21 protein-coding genes and 2 pseudogenes are annotated in these 14,874 nt (G+C 38.7%); 15 read left to right on the plus strand and 8 right to left on the minus strand.

The window, feature by feature from the left end; translation table 11 throughout:
• Positions 1 to 197 precede the first annotated feature (197 nt).
• Positions 198 to 371: pseudogene (locus tag AC0YN7_RS25180) on the minus strand (transposase domain-containing protein); the annotation flags it as partial.
• Between the two features lie 6 nt (positions 372 to 377).
• Positions 378 to 587, minus strand: a pseudogene (locus AC0YN7_RS25185) (transposase domain-containing protein); the annotation flags it as partial.
• A 231-nt stretch (positions 588 to 818) separates the two neighbouring features.
• Between AC0YN7_RS25185 and AC0YN7_RS25190 the strand changes: the two are divergent.
• Positions 819 to 1,073 carry a hypothetical protein gene (locus AC0YN7_RS25190; protein ID WP_475812777.1) on the plus strand — a complete coding sequence of 85 codons (255 nt, stop codon included), beginning with the start codon at positions 819 to 821 and terminating at the stop codon, positions 1,071 to 1,073.
• Positions 1,074 to 1,643: 570 nt separating this feature from the next.
• Here the strand turns inward: AC0YN7_RS25190 and AC0YN7_RS25195 are convergent.
• A complete protein-coding gene (locus AC0YN7_RS25195) occupies positions 1,644 to 2,303 on the minus strand; it encodes a DUF2238 domain-containing protein (protein WP_475812778.1) in 660 nt (219 codons plus the stop codon).
• Between the two features lie 1,231 nt (positions 2,304 to 3,534).
• Between AC0YN7_RS25195 and AC0YN7_RS25200 the strand changes: the two genes are divergently transcribed.
• Both AC0YN7_RS25200 and AC0YN7_RS25205 read left to right on the plus strand, forming a co-directional pair.
• Positions 3,535 to 3,984 carry an ASCH domain-containing protein gene (locus tag AC0YN7_RS25200; RefSeq protein WP_475812779.1) on the plus strand — a complete coding sequence of 150 codons (450 nt, stop codon included), beginning with the start codon at positions 3,535 to 3,537 and terminating at the stop codon, positions 3,982 to 3,984.
• Positions 3,985 to 4,360: 376 nt separating this feature from the next.
• On the plus strand, positions 4,361 to 5,344 hold the full coding sequence (locus tag AC0YN7_RS25205) for a PIN domain-containing protein (RefSeq protein WP_475812780.1): 984 nt from the start codon (positions 4,361 to 4,363) through the stop codon (positions 5,342 to 5,344).
• A 119-nt stretch (positions 5,345 to 5,463) separates the two neighbouring features.
• Here the strand turns inward: AC0YN7_RS25205 and AC0YN7_RS25210 are convergent, their stop codons facing one another.
• From AC0YN7_RS25210 to AC0YN7_RS25225, 4 genes are all read right to left on the minus strand, one after another.
• Positions 5,464 to 6,651, minus strand: a complete 1,188-nt coding sequence (locus AC0YN7_RS25210; RefSeq protein WP_475812781.1) for a tyrosine-type recombinase/integrase — start codon at positions 6,649 to 6,651, stop codon at positions 5,464 to 5,466.
• Between the two features lie 28 nt (positions 6,652 to 6,679).
• Entirely contained in the window at positions 6,680 to 7,054 is a 375-nt protein-coding gene (locus tag AC0YN7_RS25215) for a hypothetical protein (RefSeq protein ID WP_475812782.1), read from the minus strand.
• Positions 7,051 to 7,677, minus strand: a complete 627-nt coding sequence (locus AC0YN7_RS25220) for an ImmA/IrrE family metallo-endopeptidase (protein ID WP_475812783.1) — start codon at positions 7,675 to 7,677, stop codon at positions 7,051 to 7,053. The genes AC0YN7_RS25215 and AC0YN7_RS25220 overlap by 4 nt, the downstream gene beginning before the upstream one ends.
• A 69-nt stretch (positions 7,678 to 7,746) precedes the next feature.
• Entirely contained in the window at positions 7,747 to 8,136 is a 390-nt protein-coding gene (locus AC0YN7_RS25225; protein ID WP_475812784.1) for a helix-turn-helix domain-containing protein, read from the minus strand.
• A gap of 138 nt (positions 8,137 to 8,274) precedes the next feature.
• Between AC0YN7_RS25225 and AC0YN7_RS25230 the strand changes: the two genes are divergently transcribed.
• The 10 genes from AC0YN7_RS25230 to AC0YN7_RS25275 all read left to right on the plus strand — a co-directional run bounded on the left by AC0YN7_RS25230 (position 8,275) and on the right by AC0YN7_RS25275 (position 11,832).
• Complete coding sequence (locus AC0YN7_RS25230; RefSeq protein ID WP_475812785.1) at positions 8,275 to 8,469, plus strand: helix-turn-helix domain-containing protein; 195 nt, start codon at positions 8,275 to 8,277, stop codon at positions 8,467 to 8,469.
• Positions 8,470 to 8,544: 75 nt separating this feature from the next.
• On the plus strand, positions 8,545 to 8,742 hold the full coding sequence (locus AC0YN7_RS25235) for a helix-turn-helix domain-containing protein (RefSeq protein ID WP_475812786.1): 198 nt from the start codon (positions 8,545 to 8,547) through the stop codon (positions 8,740 to 8,742).
• Positions 8,739 to 9,056 carry a hypothetical protein gene (locus AC0YN7_RS25240; protein ID WP_475812787.1) on the plus strand — a complete coding sequence of 106 codons (318 nt, stop codon included), beginning with the start codon at positions 8,739 to 8,741 and terminating at the stop codon, positions 9,054 to 9,056. Before AC0YN7_RS25235 ends, AC0YN7_RS25240 begins: the two co-directional genes overlap by 4 nt.
• Positions 9,057 to 9,215: 159 nt before the next feature.
• Positions 9,216 to 9,473, plus strand: a complete 258-nt coding sequence (locus AC0YN7_RS25245; RefSeq protein ID WP_475812788.1) for a helix-turn-helix domain-containing protein — start codon at positions 9,216 to 9,218, stop codon at positions 9,471 to 9,473.
• 16 nt (positions 9,474 to 9,489) lie between these two features.
• Positions 9,490 to 9,744: a hypothetical protein gene (locus tag AC0YN7_RS25250; protein ID WP_475812789.1), complete on the plus strand. Its 255-nt coding sequence runs from the start codon at positions 9,490 to 9,492 to the stop codon at positions 9,742 to 9,744.
• A 57-nt stretch (positions 9,745 to 9,801) separates the two neighbouring features.
• Positions 9,802 to 9,984, plus strand: a complete 183-nt coding sequence (locus AC0YN7_RS25255; protein ID WP_475812790.1) for a hypothetical protein — start codon at positions 9,802 to 9,804, stop codon at positions 9,982 to 9,984.
• 70 nt (positions 9,985 to 10,054) lie between these two features.
• Positions 10,055 to 10,507: a hypothetical protein gene (locus AC0YN7_RS25260; protein WP_475812791.1), complete on the plus strand. Its 453-nt coding sequence runs from the start codon at positions 10,055 to 10,057 to the stop codon at positions 10,505 to 10,507.
• Positions 10,508 to 10,539: 32 nt separating this feature from the next.
• A complete protein-coding gene (locus AC0YN7_RS25265; protein ID WP_475812801.1) occupies positions 10,540 to 11,004 on the plus strand; it encodes a DnaD domain-containing protein in 465 nt (154 codons plus the stop codon).
• Complete coding sequence (locus AC0YN7_RS25270; RefSeq protein ID WP_475812792.1) at positions 11,005 to 11,295, plus strand: hypothetical protein; 291 nt, start codon at positions 11,005 to 11,007, stop codon at positions 11,293 to 11,295. It begins immediately after the preceding gene.
• A 21-nt stretch (positions 11,296 to 11,316) separates the two neighbouring features.
• Entirely contained in the window at positions 11,317 to 11,832 is a 516-nt protein-coding gene (locus AC0YN7_RS25275) for a hypothetical protein (protein ID WP_475812793.1), read from the plus strand.
• Between the two features lie 88 nt (positions 11,833 to 11,920).
• On the opposite strand, the gene AC0YN7_RS25280 is transcribed toward AC0YN7_RS25275, so the two are convergent.
• On the minus strand, positions 11,921 to 12,103 hold the full coding sequence (locus AC0YN7_RS25280) for a hypothetical protein (protein ID WP_475812794.1): 183 nt from the start codon (positions 12,101 to 12,103) through the stop codon (positions 11,921 to 11,923).
• Between the two features lie 994 nt (positions 12,104 to 13,097).
• On the opposite strand from AC0YN7_RS25280, the gene AC0YN7_RS25285 reads away from it, so the two are divergent.
• A complete protein-coding gene (locus tag AC0YN7_RS25285; RefSeq protein ID WP_475812795.1) occupies positions 13,098 to 13,289 on the plus strand; it encodes a hypothetical protein in 192 nt (63 codons plus the stop codon).
• A 655-nt stretch (positions 13,290 to 13,944) separates the two neighbouring features.
• On the plus strand, positions 13,945 to 14,217 hold the full coding sequence (locus tag AC0YN7_RS25290; protein WP_475812796.1) for a DUF3850 domain-containing protein: 273 nt from the start codon (positions 13,945 to 13,947) through the stop codon (positions 14,215 to 14,217).
• Positions 14,218 to 14,874: the final 657 nt, after the last annotated feature.

Consider the following 14,874-nt stretch of genomic DNA (forward strand, 5'->3'; position numbering starts at 1 on the left):
GCGAAACCACCGTTTTCTTGTATAAAGTTTGATGGAACAAAATGAATACTCGGTGAACTTGACAGGAGGGAAGTCGTGAAGCATGGAAAAGCTGGGGTTCATGAAGGTATCGCTGAGAAAAAGGTCGGAGAGAGAGTAAAAGTAAGCATCAAATAGCCCCCACCTGTTTAAATAGATGAGAGCTGAGCTATGCTAGATTACGATTTAAACACGTGGCAAGTGAGAGGCGGTGATGCTGACCAAGGCATTAGCTTATCTAATGCCACAGGATCCTTCGGATCTGCCAGCTGCGGAAGTTGCTCGAATAGATAGATCAAATAATGGAGAGGATTGAGGCCATTTTCTTTCGCCGTCTCCATCACGCTATAGATGCTCGTATACGTGATCGTTTCCACAGGAAAGTCATCCAGCTTGGCTTCACGAGTGCCTATGGATTTCTTGCGGCTGTAAGTGACCGTTTCCATATCCGGTTCGTCAGAGATGGGCGTTGCCAGCACTTCGGCTTCGTTGAATAGATTCATCACCAGTTGATCGGGATGTGTCTTCTCACTCGAAGCACCGAAGCGTTTCTGATGGGCAAGCCGGAAGTCGAATGACAAGAATATGTACCGATACCGAATTTGGTACCTCAAAAAAAATGAGATGAGTTGATTTACTAAGGGGTAACATACAATTTTTTATTTAATTAAGTTTGTAAAATTTTCATTGAATATCTCTAAGTTGACGGGATATCCTAATAACTCAAATGCCACCATCCAAATCAGCTAACTAGCTACACAGCGATTTGCTTTACAAAATCTAAGGAGGTTGCGTTCTAAATGAGTGAGAAACCTCAATTCACAGCTGGACAAGAGTTAAGAACTGATAGCGATATTCGTAATGCGATGTTAGAAAAAGAGCCTATTATGGCTTATCAGGACCTTATGCGATTGAGAGCTCCTTTGCCAATTATTGCATACAATGATGATATAATTAAAATTGCTGATGGCACTACCTTTCTTCGAAGGGTAACAAAATTCTACACTTTAAGCAATGAAGAAGCAGTGGATTATAATTCGAATTCAAATAAATAGAAGGAGGTGCGTTTTGCCTCTTTCTTTATTATGAAAGACGAGTTTTATTAGAGGAATGAAGAAATAAATAAATCTCGAAATATAAACGCCCAATGAAATAGAGAGGATTTATCTCTAAAAAGATTAGGCGTTTGTCGGATGACAAGAATATGAGCCGATTAATTACCGCGTAAATCGCGGTTTTTTTGTTTTATCGGTACATATTCTTATCAATGTATAATGGTGCTTAGTCTTGTAGCGGATTTAAGAAATTGTCGAGAAGAACGTGATAGATTAAAGATTGATGTGGAACTTCTGACACAAAAAAGCGATGTATCTGCGTGAATATTGAATTACAACAGGACCCATATTTAATAACGGGTCCGCTGAAATTAAATTGTTGTTTTATAACCTGTTAACGGCCTTTAACGATGGAACATATGTAGCATTTATGTTTTCTTCCTTTTAATTGCTTCAAGTTTTCACAATATACACATTTCATAGGGGATAGCACCTCCTGGGAAATTATACCCGTTGGTGGATAATGCATATGCATGTACGCTTTTGCCCAGAAGTTGGGTGGAATATAGATTAATCTGGAACTGCAGCATTATTATCCCTTTTCCAGATTATCCATGCGAGAATACCCGTCGATACGACTCCACCAAGCAATCCTAATGCCATATCTTTTTGCGTATCGAAGATATCACCTTGCATTCCAACAAATGTGGCTTCGCCACCAGGTCCAGCTACTAAGGCGGCTAACATTTCAATGATCTCGAATAGCGCGCTAAAACTGAGTACAACGATAACTGGCAGAGCATATGACCAAATCCCGCGTAGCTTAACTTTGGATTTTAAAATCTCATGGAATGGAAAAGCAAAGAAGAATCCGAAGGCGAAATGAACGACTCGGTCGTAATAGCTTCTTTTTGTATGAAACGTTGTTTTTAGCCAATGGTCAAATGGTGTGCCTTCATAAGAATAATGTACCGCATAAGTATGAAGACAAAAGAAAACGAGCATCAGAAGATAGGACAGATTAGAAAAACGAAACCACTTATAAGTAAAAACAAGGATAAGGATAACCATGATAAGCGGTAAGCTATTAGCGAGCCATTGAGATCGATCAGTGGGCGATATGGCCATAAGACCATAAAATAGGATGAAAATGAAGATCATTAATTGCAAAGGTTTATTTCGAGCAAAAGGAATGCTTGTACTTGTCCATTCCAGTCGTTTAGAAGTCATGGGAATTTCACTCCTTACATTGGTGACAGTATGGTTCCCGATTTTAGGAAAGTAAATACAGAACGCCGGACAGTTATGAATCAGCAAATTCAATTTTAGTGGAAACCAACACCACCGCAGCAAAAAAATGATTGAATATCGAAGATTATGGGAGGTGCTAGATGCAAGAGAGGATAACGCTGTACTTTCTAAAAGGGCATCTGGGATCATGTTAAAAGTTTTATCCCAGACAACCCTGTTAGAATAGACGTCATTTATTTTTAGAGGATTCAGATGGTAAGTAATAATACATCTGGTGAAGTAGAGACTTTAATTTCTTATTTGGTTGGGGTTCCAAAAACTTAAGCTCATTAAATGAGCTTTTAATAAGATCACCATGCAAGCGAATGTATGATTTTAATTTCTTTGATTTCTTTTTCATGCTAATCGTTAAGGCCTCCTGAAAAATTATGATATTAGATTTTATGTCTCAGGAAGGTAAAACGCTACTCAATGGTATCCATAACGCAGCGTTTATAATGGCGTTAGGAAAAAGGCGATCGATTAACAAACATTGCTGAATATTAAGTTTCATTACGAAATAGAAAGCCCATAGAATGGGCCTTCTCATTAATGCTATTTTAGGAGTTAACGAACGGAGGTTACGCAATTAATAGACATTGTTTCTCTCATTACGGCCGAAGATACCACAACTACAAGCGATAATCACTAATAGAATGAACAGTACCAGAATCGTACCAAGGTTATTGTGCATTATTCAATTCACCTCCTTACGGAATGGGCCTCTATGGTAGAATTTGTTTGTTAGATTTTTAAAGTTTGCAAGGGTTAGTATTGTATTGGATAGTGAGCTGATTATTTAGTAGCCTCAGCAGTTGCAGCGGTTGTCGATGATGCTTTCAACTCTTCTCTCATCTTTTCTTTCATCTCTTATCTCATTGCGGCCGAATATACCACAACTACAAGCGATAATCACTAAGAGAATGAAAAGAACCAGAATCGTACCAAGGTTATTGCGCATTATTTAAATTACCTCCCTACGTTTTGACTACCATGTAGATTATGTATTGATAGAGCTTAGTGATTGGATGTTTGTTCTGGAATGATACTAGCCTTATATAAAAGGATAGCAGAGGGAATCTGGCAGGGGCGGGCACCTTTGATCAATAAGTGTGAACGATTTACTGAGACTATTTTGAATTAATATTAAGTATCTTGGGAGGTTTAGAGGATGAGAGTAATAACAGTAATTCAGCCTTGGGCGACATTAATCGCGCTAGGCGAAAAGAAATTCGAAACACGCTCACGCCGGACTCATATCCGCGGCAAGCTGGCGATCCATGCCGGCAAGAAAATTGATATTGAAGCATGCTTACGGGAGCCGATCCGATCAACGCTTGCTAAACATGGATATACAGTGGACAACCTTCCTACAGGAGTGATTATAGCAACGTCAAATTTACATGATTGTCACGAGGTGCATATAGATCATAGCGGAGATGCAGTTTTACTTATGCATAATGGATCTCTGTCTAATTGGATAGGCAAAGATTCAAACGAATTTAATTACGGTTATTATTCTGAAGGGCGTTATGCATGGGAACTAACTGACGTTAAACAGCTCGAATTTATATCAGCTAAAGGGCAGCAAGGATTCTGGCATTATCCCATGTTGTATTGAACGAGGATCAAAAGGCAGATACACATGGGTTTAAATAACAAATCGGGCGTCCCTTTCGGGACGCCCTTTTCATGGGAGAGGAGAGAATGCCCTTTAGGCTGAGAAGTGGAAGTCTCGTAATATCAAGGATTTCTAGATTCATTTTCACGTGTAAAAAGGGTGGAAATAGAGTGTTCATGGGAATTTGGTGGACAATCGGTGGACTGAATAGTGGTTGTTCTAAATCTTTTCTAGCGTCCAGATAAGACTTTTCCAACTTATGGATTGCGCGTATAATAGTACAATATGGAACTTATGTAAGGTTACACAGGATATACAGGTGCCGAAGGGGCGGTTTAACGTAGTAATTAATAAATGGCAGAAGGCGGAATTTACAATGAAGTTATTTCTTGATACAAATTACTTTCTTGACTTTTATAGACACGGGAAGGAACATTTATCAGTATTTGAAGATATAAAAAGATACACTTCGAATCTCATTTTTCCAGAACAAGTTTTTAAAGAATTTAAACGTCGTGTTTCCGATGTTCAGAATCAAGAGTTGAAAAAACTTCGAGACAGCCATTCAGCTTTTTTTAAGCCTTCTACTAGTTTGATAAAAGGGCTAGGAGTATATGAAGAATATAAACAGGCTAAAAGTGAATTTAAGAAAATATCAGATAGCGTAATTTCTGAATTACAGTCAATTTCAGATGACAGAAATAAAGACTTGGTGCATAAGAATGTTTTGGAAATATATAATTCAAAAGATGTAACACGATTATTAAATTCTCCAGGGATAATTGAAAGAGCTAAGACCAGACATCTACTGGGTGATCCTCCAGGTTCAAGTAATGTGACTATTGGGGATGAAGTTATTTGGGAATGCATCCTTGAAAATGTCAGTGAAGATCTTGTTTTAATAACTAATGATAACTCTTTTAGAAATAACATTACTTATTTGCAGGAAGAATTTCTTCAAACAACAGGATGTAAACTTTTTATTGTAGATAAATTGTCTGACGCAATAAACAAACTAGGAGGATCGCCATCGAAGTCAATAGAGGAATATGAAGTTAAATTAATACCATACTTCGAGGTTAAAGAAAGAATAAAAGAAAAGGGTTTTTTGTATAATCCTGGTGACATCCACATAATAATATTAAGTATTGGAGCAGAAAAAACTATTAATATGTCGGATGAGGAATTGAAAGCAACATTGAATAAATTGAAATATAATGAAATGATGCTAATTAAAGAAATCGAAAGTGAAATGATATTAGATGCTTATCTTAAACTTGGTATTTATGATCTGGAACAAAATTCCGTGACGGATAAGTACGTAAGTATGATTAAGAAAGAAGCTTTGACATTATTATAAAGATTGGTTGAATAGTGATAAGACCAAGACCAATAGATACTTATAAATCTATTGGTCTTAACTGATTCGCATATACAAAGTGATAGAAGTTTTGAGAAAGAAAAAAATGAATGAATGCTTCAGATCTGAGTATTAATATCATCAAACACAGCCGCAGCTGACTGATCCACTGATTCAAATATATGTCCATAAATCTCGAGCATTTTTATATTGGAATGACCAACTCGCTTCGCAATCACTTCGGAATGAACCTTCTTATAAATCATCCAAGAAACCGATGTATGCCTAAGATCGTGGAGGCGGATAGGCTTTAGTAAGTGGCGACGATAAAAATCAATCCATTGCTTTGTGAACCAGCCTGGATCATACGGTTTACCGTCTGGATGGCAAAATACAAATGAATGTTTGCCATCTGCCCACTGGTCTTGCAATTCGCTACGTTCAGATTCGCGCTCAGCATAAAACAGACGCAATTCAATAAGCAATGATTCTGATAATGCTATTTTTCGCGGCTTACCATTCTTGGTGGATTTCAAGATCGGTGAACCGTTCTTCATTTGTGGTATGGTTTGCGTAATAAAGATATGACCTAGCTCAAGGTTGACTTTAGACCATTCTAGTCCTGCTATTTCACCTCGTCGCATACCGGTGGTCACCGCTAAAGTAATAGCTGTTCTAAATGCTAGTGATTCAAGAGAGAGTGCCTCAAAAAGCTTCTTAATTTCCTTCTCGTCGTAAACCTCCATTTCCTTTATGTCGTCTTCTTTTGGCTTTTTGATTCCAGCCATTGGATTGTCAATTATTATTTTCCACTCAAATGCTTTTGTGAAAATGCTTTTAAGGACACGGTAGTTATAAACCAGGCTTGCAGATTTTAGTGGACCTGAGCCATCCAAACGAGCATCTGGCTTCCGAAGTGTATCTATAAAATCAAGAATATGCATTGATTTAATTTGCTCCATAAACATGTGACCGAAGTATGGGGAGATTCTCTTCTTAGAATGAAATAAATAGCTGGCTATCGTTTTTTCTTCTAATTCTATATGTACAAAGTTGCGTTCCCAATCTTTAAGAAAGTCATTAAAGGTCATTTTTCCTGGATTCAGATATACACCAGTTTCAACCATAATTTTAAACTTTGTTAATTTAGTATTCAAATGATCTTGAAGTCTTTTTGGAGCTCTTAGAAGCGATGGATCGCTTACTTTGACTGTCTTAGTACGCTGAATTCTTTTTCCCTTGGCATCATATCCAAGCTCAACAACCAGTAACCAAGAGTTTTGTCCTCGTTTCTTTATACTTGACACTGCAAGCACCTCCGTAATTAATTTACTTCTATTGAACAAACAATCGGATCTCTGTTTCCATTACGTCTTCAATATCTGATATGCGAAGCATCAGCCTTTGAAAGTCGTTTACATCAATTTGCTGGCCGGAGCCATCTAAGGTTTTGTTGATATATTTTTTGAGAGAAGGCAGATGAAGTCCGAAGAGAGATGGATCATGTGGATGTCGAATATACACGTTATCCGGAACGGACAAAGCAAGGATGTCGGATTCAATTTCATCGAACGTAAAGCGCTCGAATGGGGTTTCAATATTAATGTAAATCGTCTTGGACCAATCAAAAGAAAAATAATTGATCATCATCCAGAGAGGGAATAGGCGAGCATTATCGATGTCGAGATCATAGAGCACTGATATTTTCATTTTGCTTGTGTCGCTCCATTCTTATTAGCGATTTGTCTGTCCAATTGGTCAAGTATTTTATTGGTTGCTTCCGTATAGGCATACTTAACTGTAGAAGGGGTGAGTCTCGCTTGCATGTTTCGATCTTGTCGTTCCCTGTTAATACGGCCAAGCATTTGTTCTATGCGCTGCTTAACAAAGGTATAAGGTAGCTTGAAAGCCTCTGATAATATTTTGAGATAATAAGAGCTGTGCTGTATCGACTTAAATTCCTCAAGCATGTATGCCGGCATCGCGGCGTACATTTGGAATTGAGCTGCTTGAGACTCCTGTAGACTTACAAAAGCAGGAGGAAGGCTGAGTTGGTCACCGACATGCATAGCTGGATGACAAAGTTCATGAAAGAACGCCAGTCGTTGATCAATCTCCTCCAAATGAATATTAATAAAGATCATACAGTCATTATCGCTGTCATAAATGACTTTGGTTTCCCCTTCAGAGTAAGCTATGTAAGCATTGAAGAGAGCGCCGATGTGATCAATATTCAGATCCGCAGCAGTATGAATGCCACGGTCTTGATATTTCTTGTTAATCCATAGTTCCATATCAGATGGTTTGTATAGGTCAAGATTGAAAAAATGCATGCTGAATCCCTCCGGATGAGAATGTATGTTCGTATTTATGGGTAAAAAATATAGCCCGAGAAAAGGCTATTATTTTTCATCATTGTTATTTTGCTCGCGTTCTTTTTTACGCTTTTCTTTAAAAGCTCTGAACATTTCAAGTTCCCTCTTAAGATGCTCAGCTTCTTCTTCATTGATTTCTTCAGGAGGTCCACCTAAATATGCTATGTAAATTTCATTTTCTGTTCCAATAGGTGGAATGGCTACAGGGGTTGTTTTATTACTCTGTCCAGAAAGGTAGTCTACGCTGACTTCAAATCGCTGAGCAAATTTTGTTATTTGTTCAAGAGAAGGCTCACGTTCTCCTCGTTCATACATACCAATTGAACTTTCGCTGATATTAAACTCTTTTGCCAACTCACCCTGAGTAAGATTGTTCTTTTTTCTCAATTGACGTAATCTATTACCCAATATGGACATTTTCATCACCTATCTAAATAATAACACATTACGTGTTAAAATATTCGCACATTTCGTGTTGATAAGAACATGAAATGTGCTTTATTATTATCTCAAGGAACACAAAACGTGCGATAAAATTAAAGGAGGTGAGAAACAATGAGAAATGATGTAATAGCAAAAAGATTACTGGAACTGCGCGGAAACACAACAAGAGAAGAAGTAGCCAAAGGCGTCGGCATCAGCGTTTCAGCTTTACAAATGTATGAGAACGGTCGTCGTATTCCAAGAGATGATAATAAAGCAAGACTTGCAAAATATTATAAGGTAACGGTAGATAGTCTTTTTTTTTAACATGAAAACACACGATTCGTGTTCTTATAGACCTACACAAAGTGTGTAGTAAAAAATAGAGAGGTTGATGCAAATATGAAACGTCAAACCTTAAATGTTCAAGAGGCTGCCGATTTTATCGGCGTATCAGCATGGCTGATTTATAACATGGTGCGCTTGAAGCAAATACCGGCGATTCGCATTCGCACGCGAATCTTTTTCAGAAAAGATACATTGATGCAATGGATGTCCGATAAGGAAGCTGCAACATTAGCGGAAGGAGCTGCAGTATGAGTAATCAAGAAACTACAATCCCGCCAGAGTTAATGAGAGACCGCTATTGGCGTGGTACGCTTCACCTTTTCTCTAATCACCCGAAGCTTGAGGAGTATTTTAATTCTCAATATTTTGACTTAGCTACTAGATCAATCAAAGTCACAGCCTTAAAAGCGACTGCAAAGCCCTGGTCGAAAAGTGAAAAGTTCGCTCTTAATTTGGCTCTGCATTTGTATAACGAAAGTCACAAAGTCAACCTAAGTGATCTGGATTACTTGGACGAGAGGAATAAGAAACTTGCTTTTGAAGCAATTCACCTCAGATACGCTTGAAAAAAGTGCCCGACATCTTAAACGTTGATGCCGGGCAAGGTGAGGGGAATGTTTTTGAAGTTATAGGCAGTTGGCAGATACAGGAACTGGTATAACCACATATTACAACAGCTTGACCGCCGTGTCTGTTCCAAATTGGAACATAAGGAGGGTAAAAGAATGCAGCTAGGTTTTGGAGCAGTATTACACGCCTGCAGAGAACGAGCTGGATTGAGTCAGGAGAAGCTTGCAGGATTATTGAATCGGTCGCGGAGTTGTATAAGTAAGTTTGAGCAAGAACATAAATTGCCTGATATGAAAACATTTTTGGTTTGGCTGGATAAGACGAACGCGAAGGATGTTGGTTATGCGCTAGTGAGTGGTACAGATCCAGCAACTATTTTACAGGCAATTTTGCAAGTAGCGGGAGCAGCTTAAATGGGAGGTTTTACATATGTCGAGAGAACAATTGGTCGAGGAAGCTCGCGCAGTTGGACAAGCTGCAAAACACAATTTGAAGTTTATTCGGGATAACCCAAATAAGGTAGATCAGAGCAAAGTGCAAGATATGGTGGCGTATTTACAGATGCTGATTGATTTTGAAAAGAGTGAAAAGAAAAATGCCCGTCGGCTAGGACGGACATTATTACGGAACCGGTTAAAGTTTCTCGTTGTGTCTATTATATCACATACGAATGAGACGGTGTGAGAGATTGCGAGAGTAGGAACGATATGTCGATTGGCATTGCACGGGGAGGTTTTACAGATGATCGTGGTGAAGGGCGATATTGTGCGTGCATATAGCGGCGATACCGGAGAAGTCCTTGAAATTTGGGGGCGTGTACGTACTTTTTTAATCCTTAAGCGCGATTCTGACGGTAAACGTATCCAAATGTTTGAAACCGAGATTGTTGAAGTTGTTGTTAGTTATCTGAAAACTACGATGTAGGGAGTGAAATGGTAGAGTCTTGCCTCTACATTCCGCACACTTCTAGTCAGAAAGAAAGGAGAAGAACATTTTGGCATGGATTGAGAGCCATCAGGAGTTAGCAAGGCATCCTAAAACAAAGAAGCTAGCTCGTAAACTTGGTGTTACCGTTCCTGCTGCCATAGGTCATTTACATATGTTTTGGTGGTGGGCTATGGATTTTGCACAGGATGGGGATATATCGTCGTTCGATCCTGAGGATATCGCGGATGCAGTTGATTGGCCCGCGGAATCAGCGGATAAGCTACTGGATGCTTTACTCGCAGCGGAGTTTATCGATCAAACTGAGGACCTTACTGTTATCCATGATTGGTTTGATTACGCAGGACGTCTTATGGACAAGCGTGAGCAAAACAAGGAACGAAAGAGGAAGTCACGCGCAAAGCGCTTAGACGTTCAGGATGGTCACGCACCTGTCACGCACCCGTCACAAGGTCTGGATAGTGACGTCGATGATGGTCACGGGGTACAGTACCGTACCTAACCGTACCTAACAGTACAGTACCTAACCAAAAGATAAAAACACCTACTACTGGTTCGGATGGCCCGAATCCTTTCAGACTTTTTGAATCAGAAGGATTTGGAACCATAAGTCCAACCATTGCTGAAAAATTAGGAATGTTTATTGATGATTACGGCGAACGATGGGTTTGTGAAGCTATGAAATCCGCAGCGATTGCTGGAAAAAGGATGCTTCCTTATGTTGATGGTATTTTAAAGCGATATAAGGCTGCTGGGGTTGATGATCCATGGACAGTAGATAAGCCAATTGCTACTAAAAACGTTCGTGGACAGCCCAGTCGTTCAGGAAAACCACAGATTGCGATCGTATCCGAAGTAACAAAGCAAACTGAAATGTCGGATGCAGAGATACGAGAGTTATGCGATCTCATGCATAAGTCCAGCGGTAAGTCGCAGCCATCTGATCAAGAATATATGGAGTTTATTGCAAAAATGAGGGGAAAGGAGTTAGTGCCATAGATGCGAGCAGAAGCAGCTAGAAAAAACAGCGTAATTGTTTGTGAGGAACTAAATCATGTATGGGACTCAGTTCAGCTTCTAGAGTTAACACGGCTTTGGGAGGAAGGGTATACGGTACATCAGATTGCAGCTTACTTTAAACGTAAGCCCAAGGAAATAGCATTGGTGCTAGTCAATACACTGACCGAGAAGCAATTAAGGGAGCTTATTGGGTATCAGTGGGGAGATAAGCCGGTTCGAAAGGAGCAGAATGCAAAACGCGATTTCATCCCTTATGAGTGCATTGACTAGAATTTGGAGGAGGTTCTAACTATGTTGTCACAGGCAATAGTAAAGCTGCAGGCTGAGGTAGATGGGAGCAGTGACGATGAACAGGAGTTGCCCATCACAAGGAAATTCAAATGGAAAAACAGGTTGGCACTTGTTGATATATTGGCCTATGAATGTGCAGATAATGGCGGTAAATTGGATGTTGCTTTTAGTTCTGTACGTATTTCAGAGTTTGCCTATTATGCATCTAAAATGCCTGTTAAGCAAAAAGCGGCATTAAAGAAAGAAGTTTTGATTAAGAGCAAAGATATATCATACATGCGAGAAGCTACCTGTGTTGGGGATATTGTACGTGTACCAAAATTGATTGAAAACAAGTTATTAGGCGGGTATATACGTGATGGACGGAAATTGGTTGAAGCTGAAATAACGAGTAGAGAGATGATATCTGGTTGCTATCGATATACGGTCCGGCGTACTGATGACGGTCAGACCCAAAAAGGAAACGGGCATATGATTAAGGGGCTGGTGTCCAGATTTAGTCAGGTATCTCAATGAATATTAAGTTTCATTGGAAAAAGAAAGCCCATAGAATGGGCCTTCTCATTAATAGTATTTTAGGAATTAACAAACTGAGGTTACGCAATTATATAAAAAAGGGTAGTAAAAAGGGTATTTCTTCTAGTCCTTCTTCTCGTCTCACATCGCTGCGTCTCACGTCGCCTCGTTTCTCGTCGCGTCTCACTTCGCGTCCGAAGATGCCACAACTACAAGCGATAATCACTAAGAGAATGAAAAGAACTAGAATCGTACCAAGGTTATTGTGCATTATTCAATTTACCTCCTTAAGTCTTAGTGAATTATAAAAGTTGGCGTACACAGTTTACGTCTATGAGGTTAGTAATTGCCACGGTTGCATAAACTACAAGCGATAATCACCAACAAAATGAAAAGAACTAGAATCGTACCAAGGTTGTTGTTACGAACATCTGACATCAAACATTCACCTCCCTGTGTTTTGACTACCATGTAGATTATGTATTGATAGTGCTTAGTGATTGGATGTTTGTTCTGGTATGATACTAGCCTTATATAAAAGGATAGCAGAGGGAATCTGGCGGCCACCTTTGATCAATAACTGTGAACGATTTAATGAGACTATTTTGAATGAATACGGAAGAACATGGGTAGGGTTATTGAAACGCAAAAGACCCATAGAATGGGCCTTCTGGATAGATCTTTTTATATTTTGTAAGCAGGTAAAGAGGAAATCGAGCTGCTAATTTAGTAGTCTTAGTAGTTGCAACCGTTGAAGATACCTTCAACTCTTCGATCTTCTTTTCTTTCTTCTCTTCTTTCTTCTCTTCTCTCGTTGCGGCAGAGACTACAAGCGATAATCACTAATAGAATGAAAAGAACCAGAATCGTACCAAGGTTATTGTGCATTATTTAAATTACCTCCTTAAGTCTTAGTGAATTATAAAAGTTGGCGTACACAGTTTACGTCTATGAGGTTAGTAATTGCCACGGTTGCATAAACTACAAGCGATAATCACCAACAAAATGAAAAGAACTAGAATCGTACCAAGGTTGTTGTTACGAACATCTGACATCAAACATTCACCTCCCTGTGTTTTGACTACCATGTAGATTATGTATTGATAGAGCTTAGTGATTGGATGTTTGTTCTGGTATGATACTAGCCTTATATGAAAGGATAGCAGAGGGAATCTGGCGGCCACCTTTGATCATTAACTGTGAACGATTTTAATGAGACTATTGTGAATGAATATTAAGTATCATGGGAGGGAGGTTTCTCGGATATGCAGAGAATTAAAATGTTTCTTAAAAGTGGTCAAATAGTTGAGTTTGATTGTGAGAATCTGACTACAACTAAGAACGGTTTTGGTAATCTGATTAGCATTGAATGGACTAGCAACAAACAAGCAAAAGAAAGTTTGCAGATGGTTGAAGTGGATCAGATCGCCGCTATCACATTTAGCGAAGTTGTTTGAATATTGAATAACAAATAGGACCCATATTTTTAGGCACGGGTCCACTGAAATTAAATTGTTGTTTGATAACCTGTTAACGGACCTTAACGATGGTACAAATGTAGCATATATGTTTTCTTCCTTTTATTTTTTCAAGTTTTCACAAAATACACATTTCATAGGGCAGCTCACCTTCTGGAATATTATGCCCGATGTTCGTTAAGGAGTATTCAGGTAAGTTAAACACTGAAGATCATTAGAGTTAAAAAATGGTATGTCACATGAAAGATCTTTAGAAAGGCTGTCATTTTATTTTCGAGGATTTAGATGGTGAGGATCAAGCATCTGATGGAGTAGAGACTTTAATTTCTTATTTGGATGGGGTTCCAAAAACTTAAGCTCATTAAATGAGCTTTTAATAAGATGACCATGCAAGCGAATGTATGATTTTAATTTCTTTGATTTCTTCTTCATGCTAATCGTTAAGGCCTCCTGAAAATTTATGATATTAGATTTTATGTCTAAGGAATGTAACTTGCTAGTGCGTTCGTCTAATAATGCTGTATACAACGCTATTCATTGGTATCCTTAACGGGTTTTTATAAATGGCGTGCAGAAAAGGTGCAACCGATTAACAAACATTGCTGAATATTAAGTATCTTGGGAGGTTATCGAATTGAATAATAATCATACTTTGAAAATATGGTCTGAACACTTCAATGATGTTATTGCACCAAACAAGAACAAGCGCAAATTGGTCGAGATACGTAAAGATGATCGAGGATATGAGGTAGGTGATATCCTCACTCTTAAAGAATATCTGCAAAATGAACAACGATTCACCGGAAGAGAAGCCACATTTACAGTCTCACATTGCTTGAGAACTCAACCGTTTGTACCGGAAGGATATGTTGCGATGTCGATTCATTTGCAAGACTTGAAGTTATAAACACCGTCTGATTACTGAAATGAAAGCAATAATCACCAACAAAGTGAACAATACCAGGATAATAACGATATTAGAACCGCCAACAAATTCACCCATCAAACACTCACCTCCCAATATTTAAAACGCTATGTAGATTATGTGCGGATGACGCTTTGGGATTGGACGTTTGCTCTGCGGTGATGAGTGACCAGATTGAATATTAAGTTCCATTGGAAAAAGAAAGCCCATAGAATGGGCCTTCTGGATAGATCTTATTCGAATGTTTTTATATTTTGTAAGCAGGTAAAGAGGAAATCGAGCTGCTAATTTAGTAGTCTTAGTAGTTGCAACCGTTGAAGATACCTTCAACTCTTCGATCTTCTTTTCTTTCTTCTCTTCTTTCTTCTCTTCTCTCGTTGCGGCCGAGACTACAAGCGATAATCACTAATAGAATGAAAAGAACCAGAATCGTACCAAGGTTATTGTGCATTATTTAAATTACCTCCTTACGTCTTGAATAGTGAAGTTTTAAAGGTAACTAGACCTCATGAATACATAGAAAATACATTTTAATCGTTTATAGCGTTAACCGAAGAAACGGCAAGTACTACAAGCTATAATCACTAATAGAATGAACAGCACTAGAATCGTACCGAGATTGTTGTTACGAACATCTGA

The sequence above is a fragment of the Paenibacillus sp. J31R122 genome, assembly GCF_056269185.1.

What these genes read in the sequence shown, in the direction of transcription:
- AC0YN7_RS25190 (WP_475812777.1), top strand. Translation starts at nt 819, where the DNA reads ATGAGTGAGAAACCTCAATTCACAGCTGGACAAGAGTTAAGAACTGAT.
- AC0YN7_RS25195 (WP_475812778.1), bottom strand. Translation starts at nt 2,303, where the DNA reads ATGACTTCTAAACGACTGGAATGGACAAGTACAAGCATTCCTTTTGCT.
- AC0YN7_RS25200 (WP_475812779.1), top strand. Translation starts at nt 3,535, where the DNA reads ATGAGAGTAATAACAGTAATTCAGCCTTGGGCGACATTAATCGCGCTA.
- AC0YN7_RS25205 (WP_475812780.1), top strand. Translation starts at nt 4,361, where the DNA reads ATGAAGTTATTTCTTGATACAAATTACTTTCTTGACTTTTATAGACAC.
- AC0YN7_RS25215 (WP_475812782.1), bottom strand. Translation starts at nt 7,054, where the DNA reads ATGAAAATATCAGTGCTCTATGATCTCGACATCGATAATGCTCGCCTA.
- AC0YN7_RS25220 (WP_475812783.1), bottom strand. Translation starts at nt 7,677, where the DNA reads ATGCATTTTTTCAATCTTGACCTATACAAACCATCTGATATGGAACTA.
- AC0YN7_RS25225 (WP_475812784.1), bottom strand. Translation starts at nt 8,136, where the DNA reads ATGTCCATATTGGGTAATAGATTACGTCAATTGAGAAAAAAGAACAAT.
- AC0YN7_RS25230 (WP_475812785.1), top strand. Translation starts at nt 8,275, where the DNA reads ATGAGAAATGATGTAATAGCAAAAAGATTACTGGAACTGCGCGGAAAC.
- AC0YN7_RS25235 (WP_475812786.1), top strand. Translation starts at nt 8,545, where the DNA reads ATGAAACGTCAAACCTTAAATGTTCAAGAGGCTGCCGATTTTATCGGC.
- AC0YN7_RS25240 (WP_475812787.1), top strand. Translation starts at nt 8,739, where the DNA reads ATGAGTAATCAAGAAACTACAATCCCGCCAGAGTTAATGAGAGACCGC.
- AC0YN7_RS25245 (WP_475812788.1), top strand. Translation starts at nt 9,216, where the DNA reads ATGCAGCTAGGTTTTGGAGCAGTATTACACGCCTGCAGAGAACGAGCT.
- AC0YN7_RS25250 (WP_475812789.1), top strand. Translation starts at nt 9,490, where the DNA reads ATGTCGAGAGAACAATTGGTCGAGGAAGCTCGCGCAGTTGGACAAGCT.
- AC0YN7_RS25255 (WP_475812790.1), top strand. Translation starts at nt 9,802, where the DNA reads ATGATCGTGGTGAAGGGCGATATTGTGCGTGCATATAGCGGCGATACC.
- AC0YN7_RS25270 (WP_475812792.1), top strand. Translation starts at nt 11,005, where the DNA reads ATGCGAGCAGAAGCAGCTAGAAAAAACAGCGTAATTGTTTGTGAGGAA.
- AC0YN7_RS25275 (WP_475812793.1), top strand. Translation starts at nt 11,317, where the DNA reads ATGTTGTCACAGGCAATAGTAAAGCTGCAGGCTGAGGTAGATGGGAGC.
- AC0YN7_RS25280 (WP_475812794.1), bottom strand. Translation starts at nt 12,103, where the DNA reads ATGCACAATAACCTTGGTACGATTCTAGTTCTTTTCATTCTCTTAGTG.
- AC0YN7_RS25285 (WP_475812795.1), top strand. Translation starts at nt 13,098, where the DNA reads ATGCAGAGAATTAAAATGTTTCTTAAAAGTGGTCAAATAGTTGAGTTT.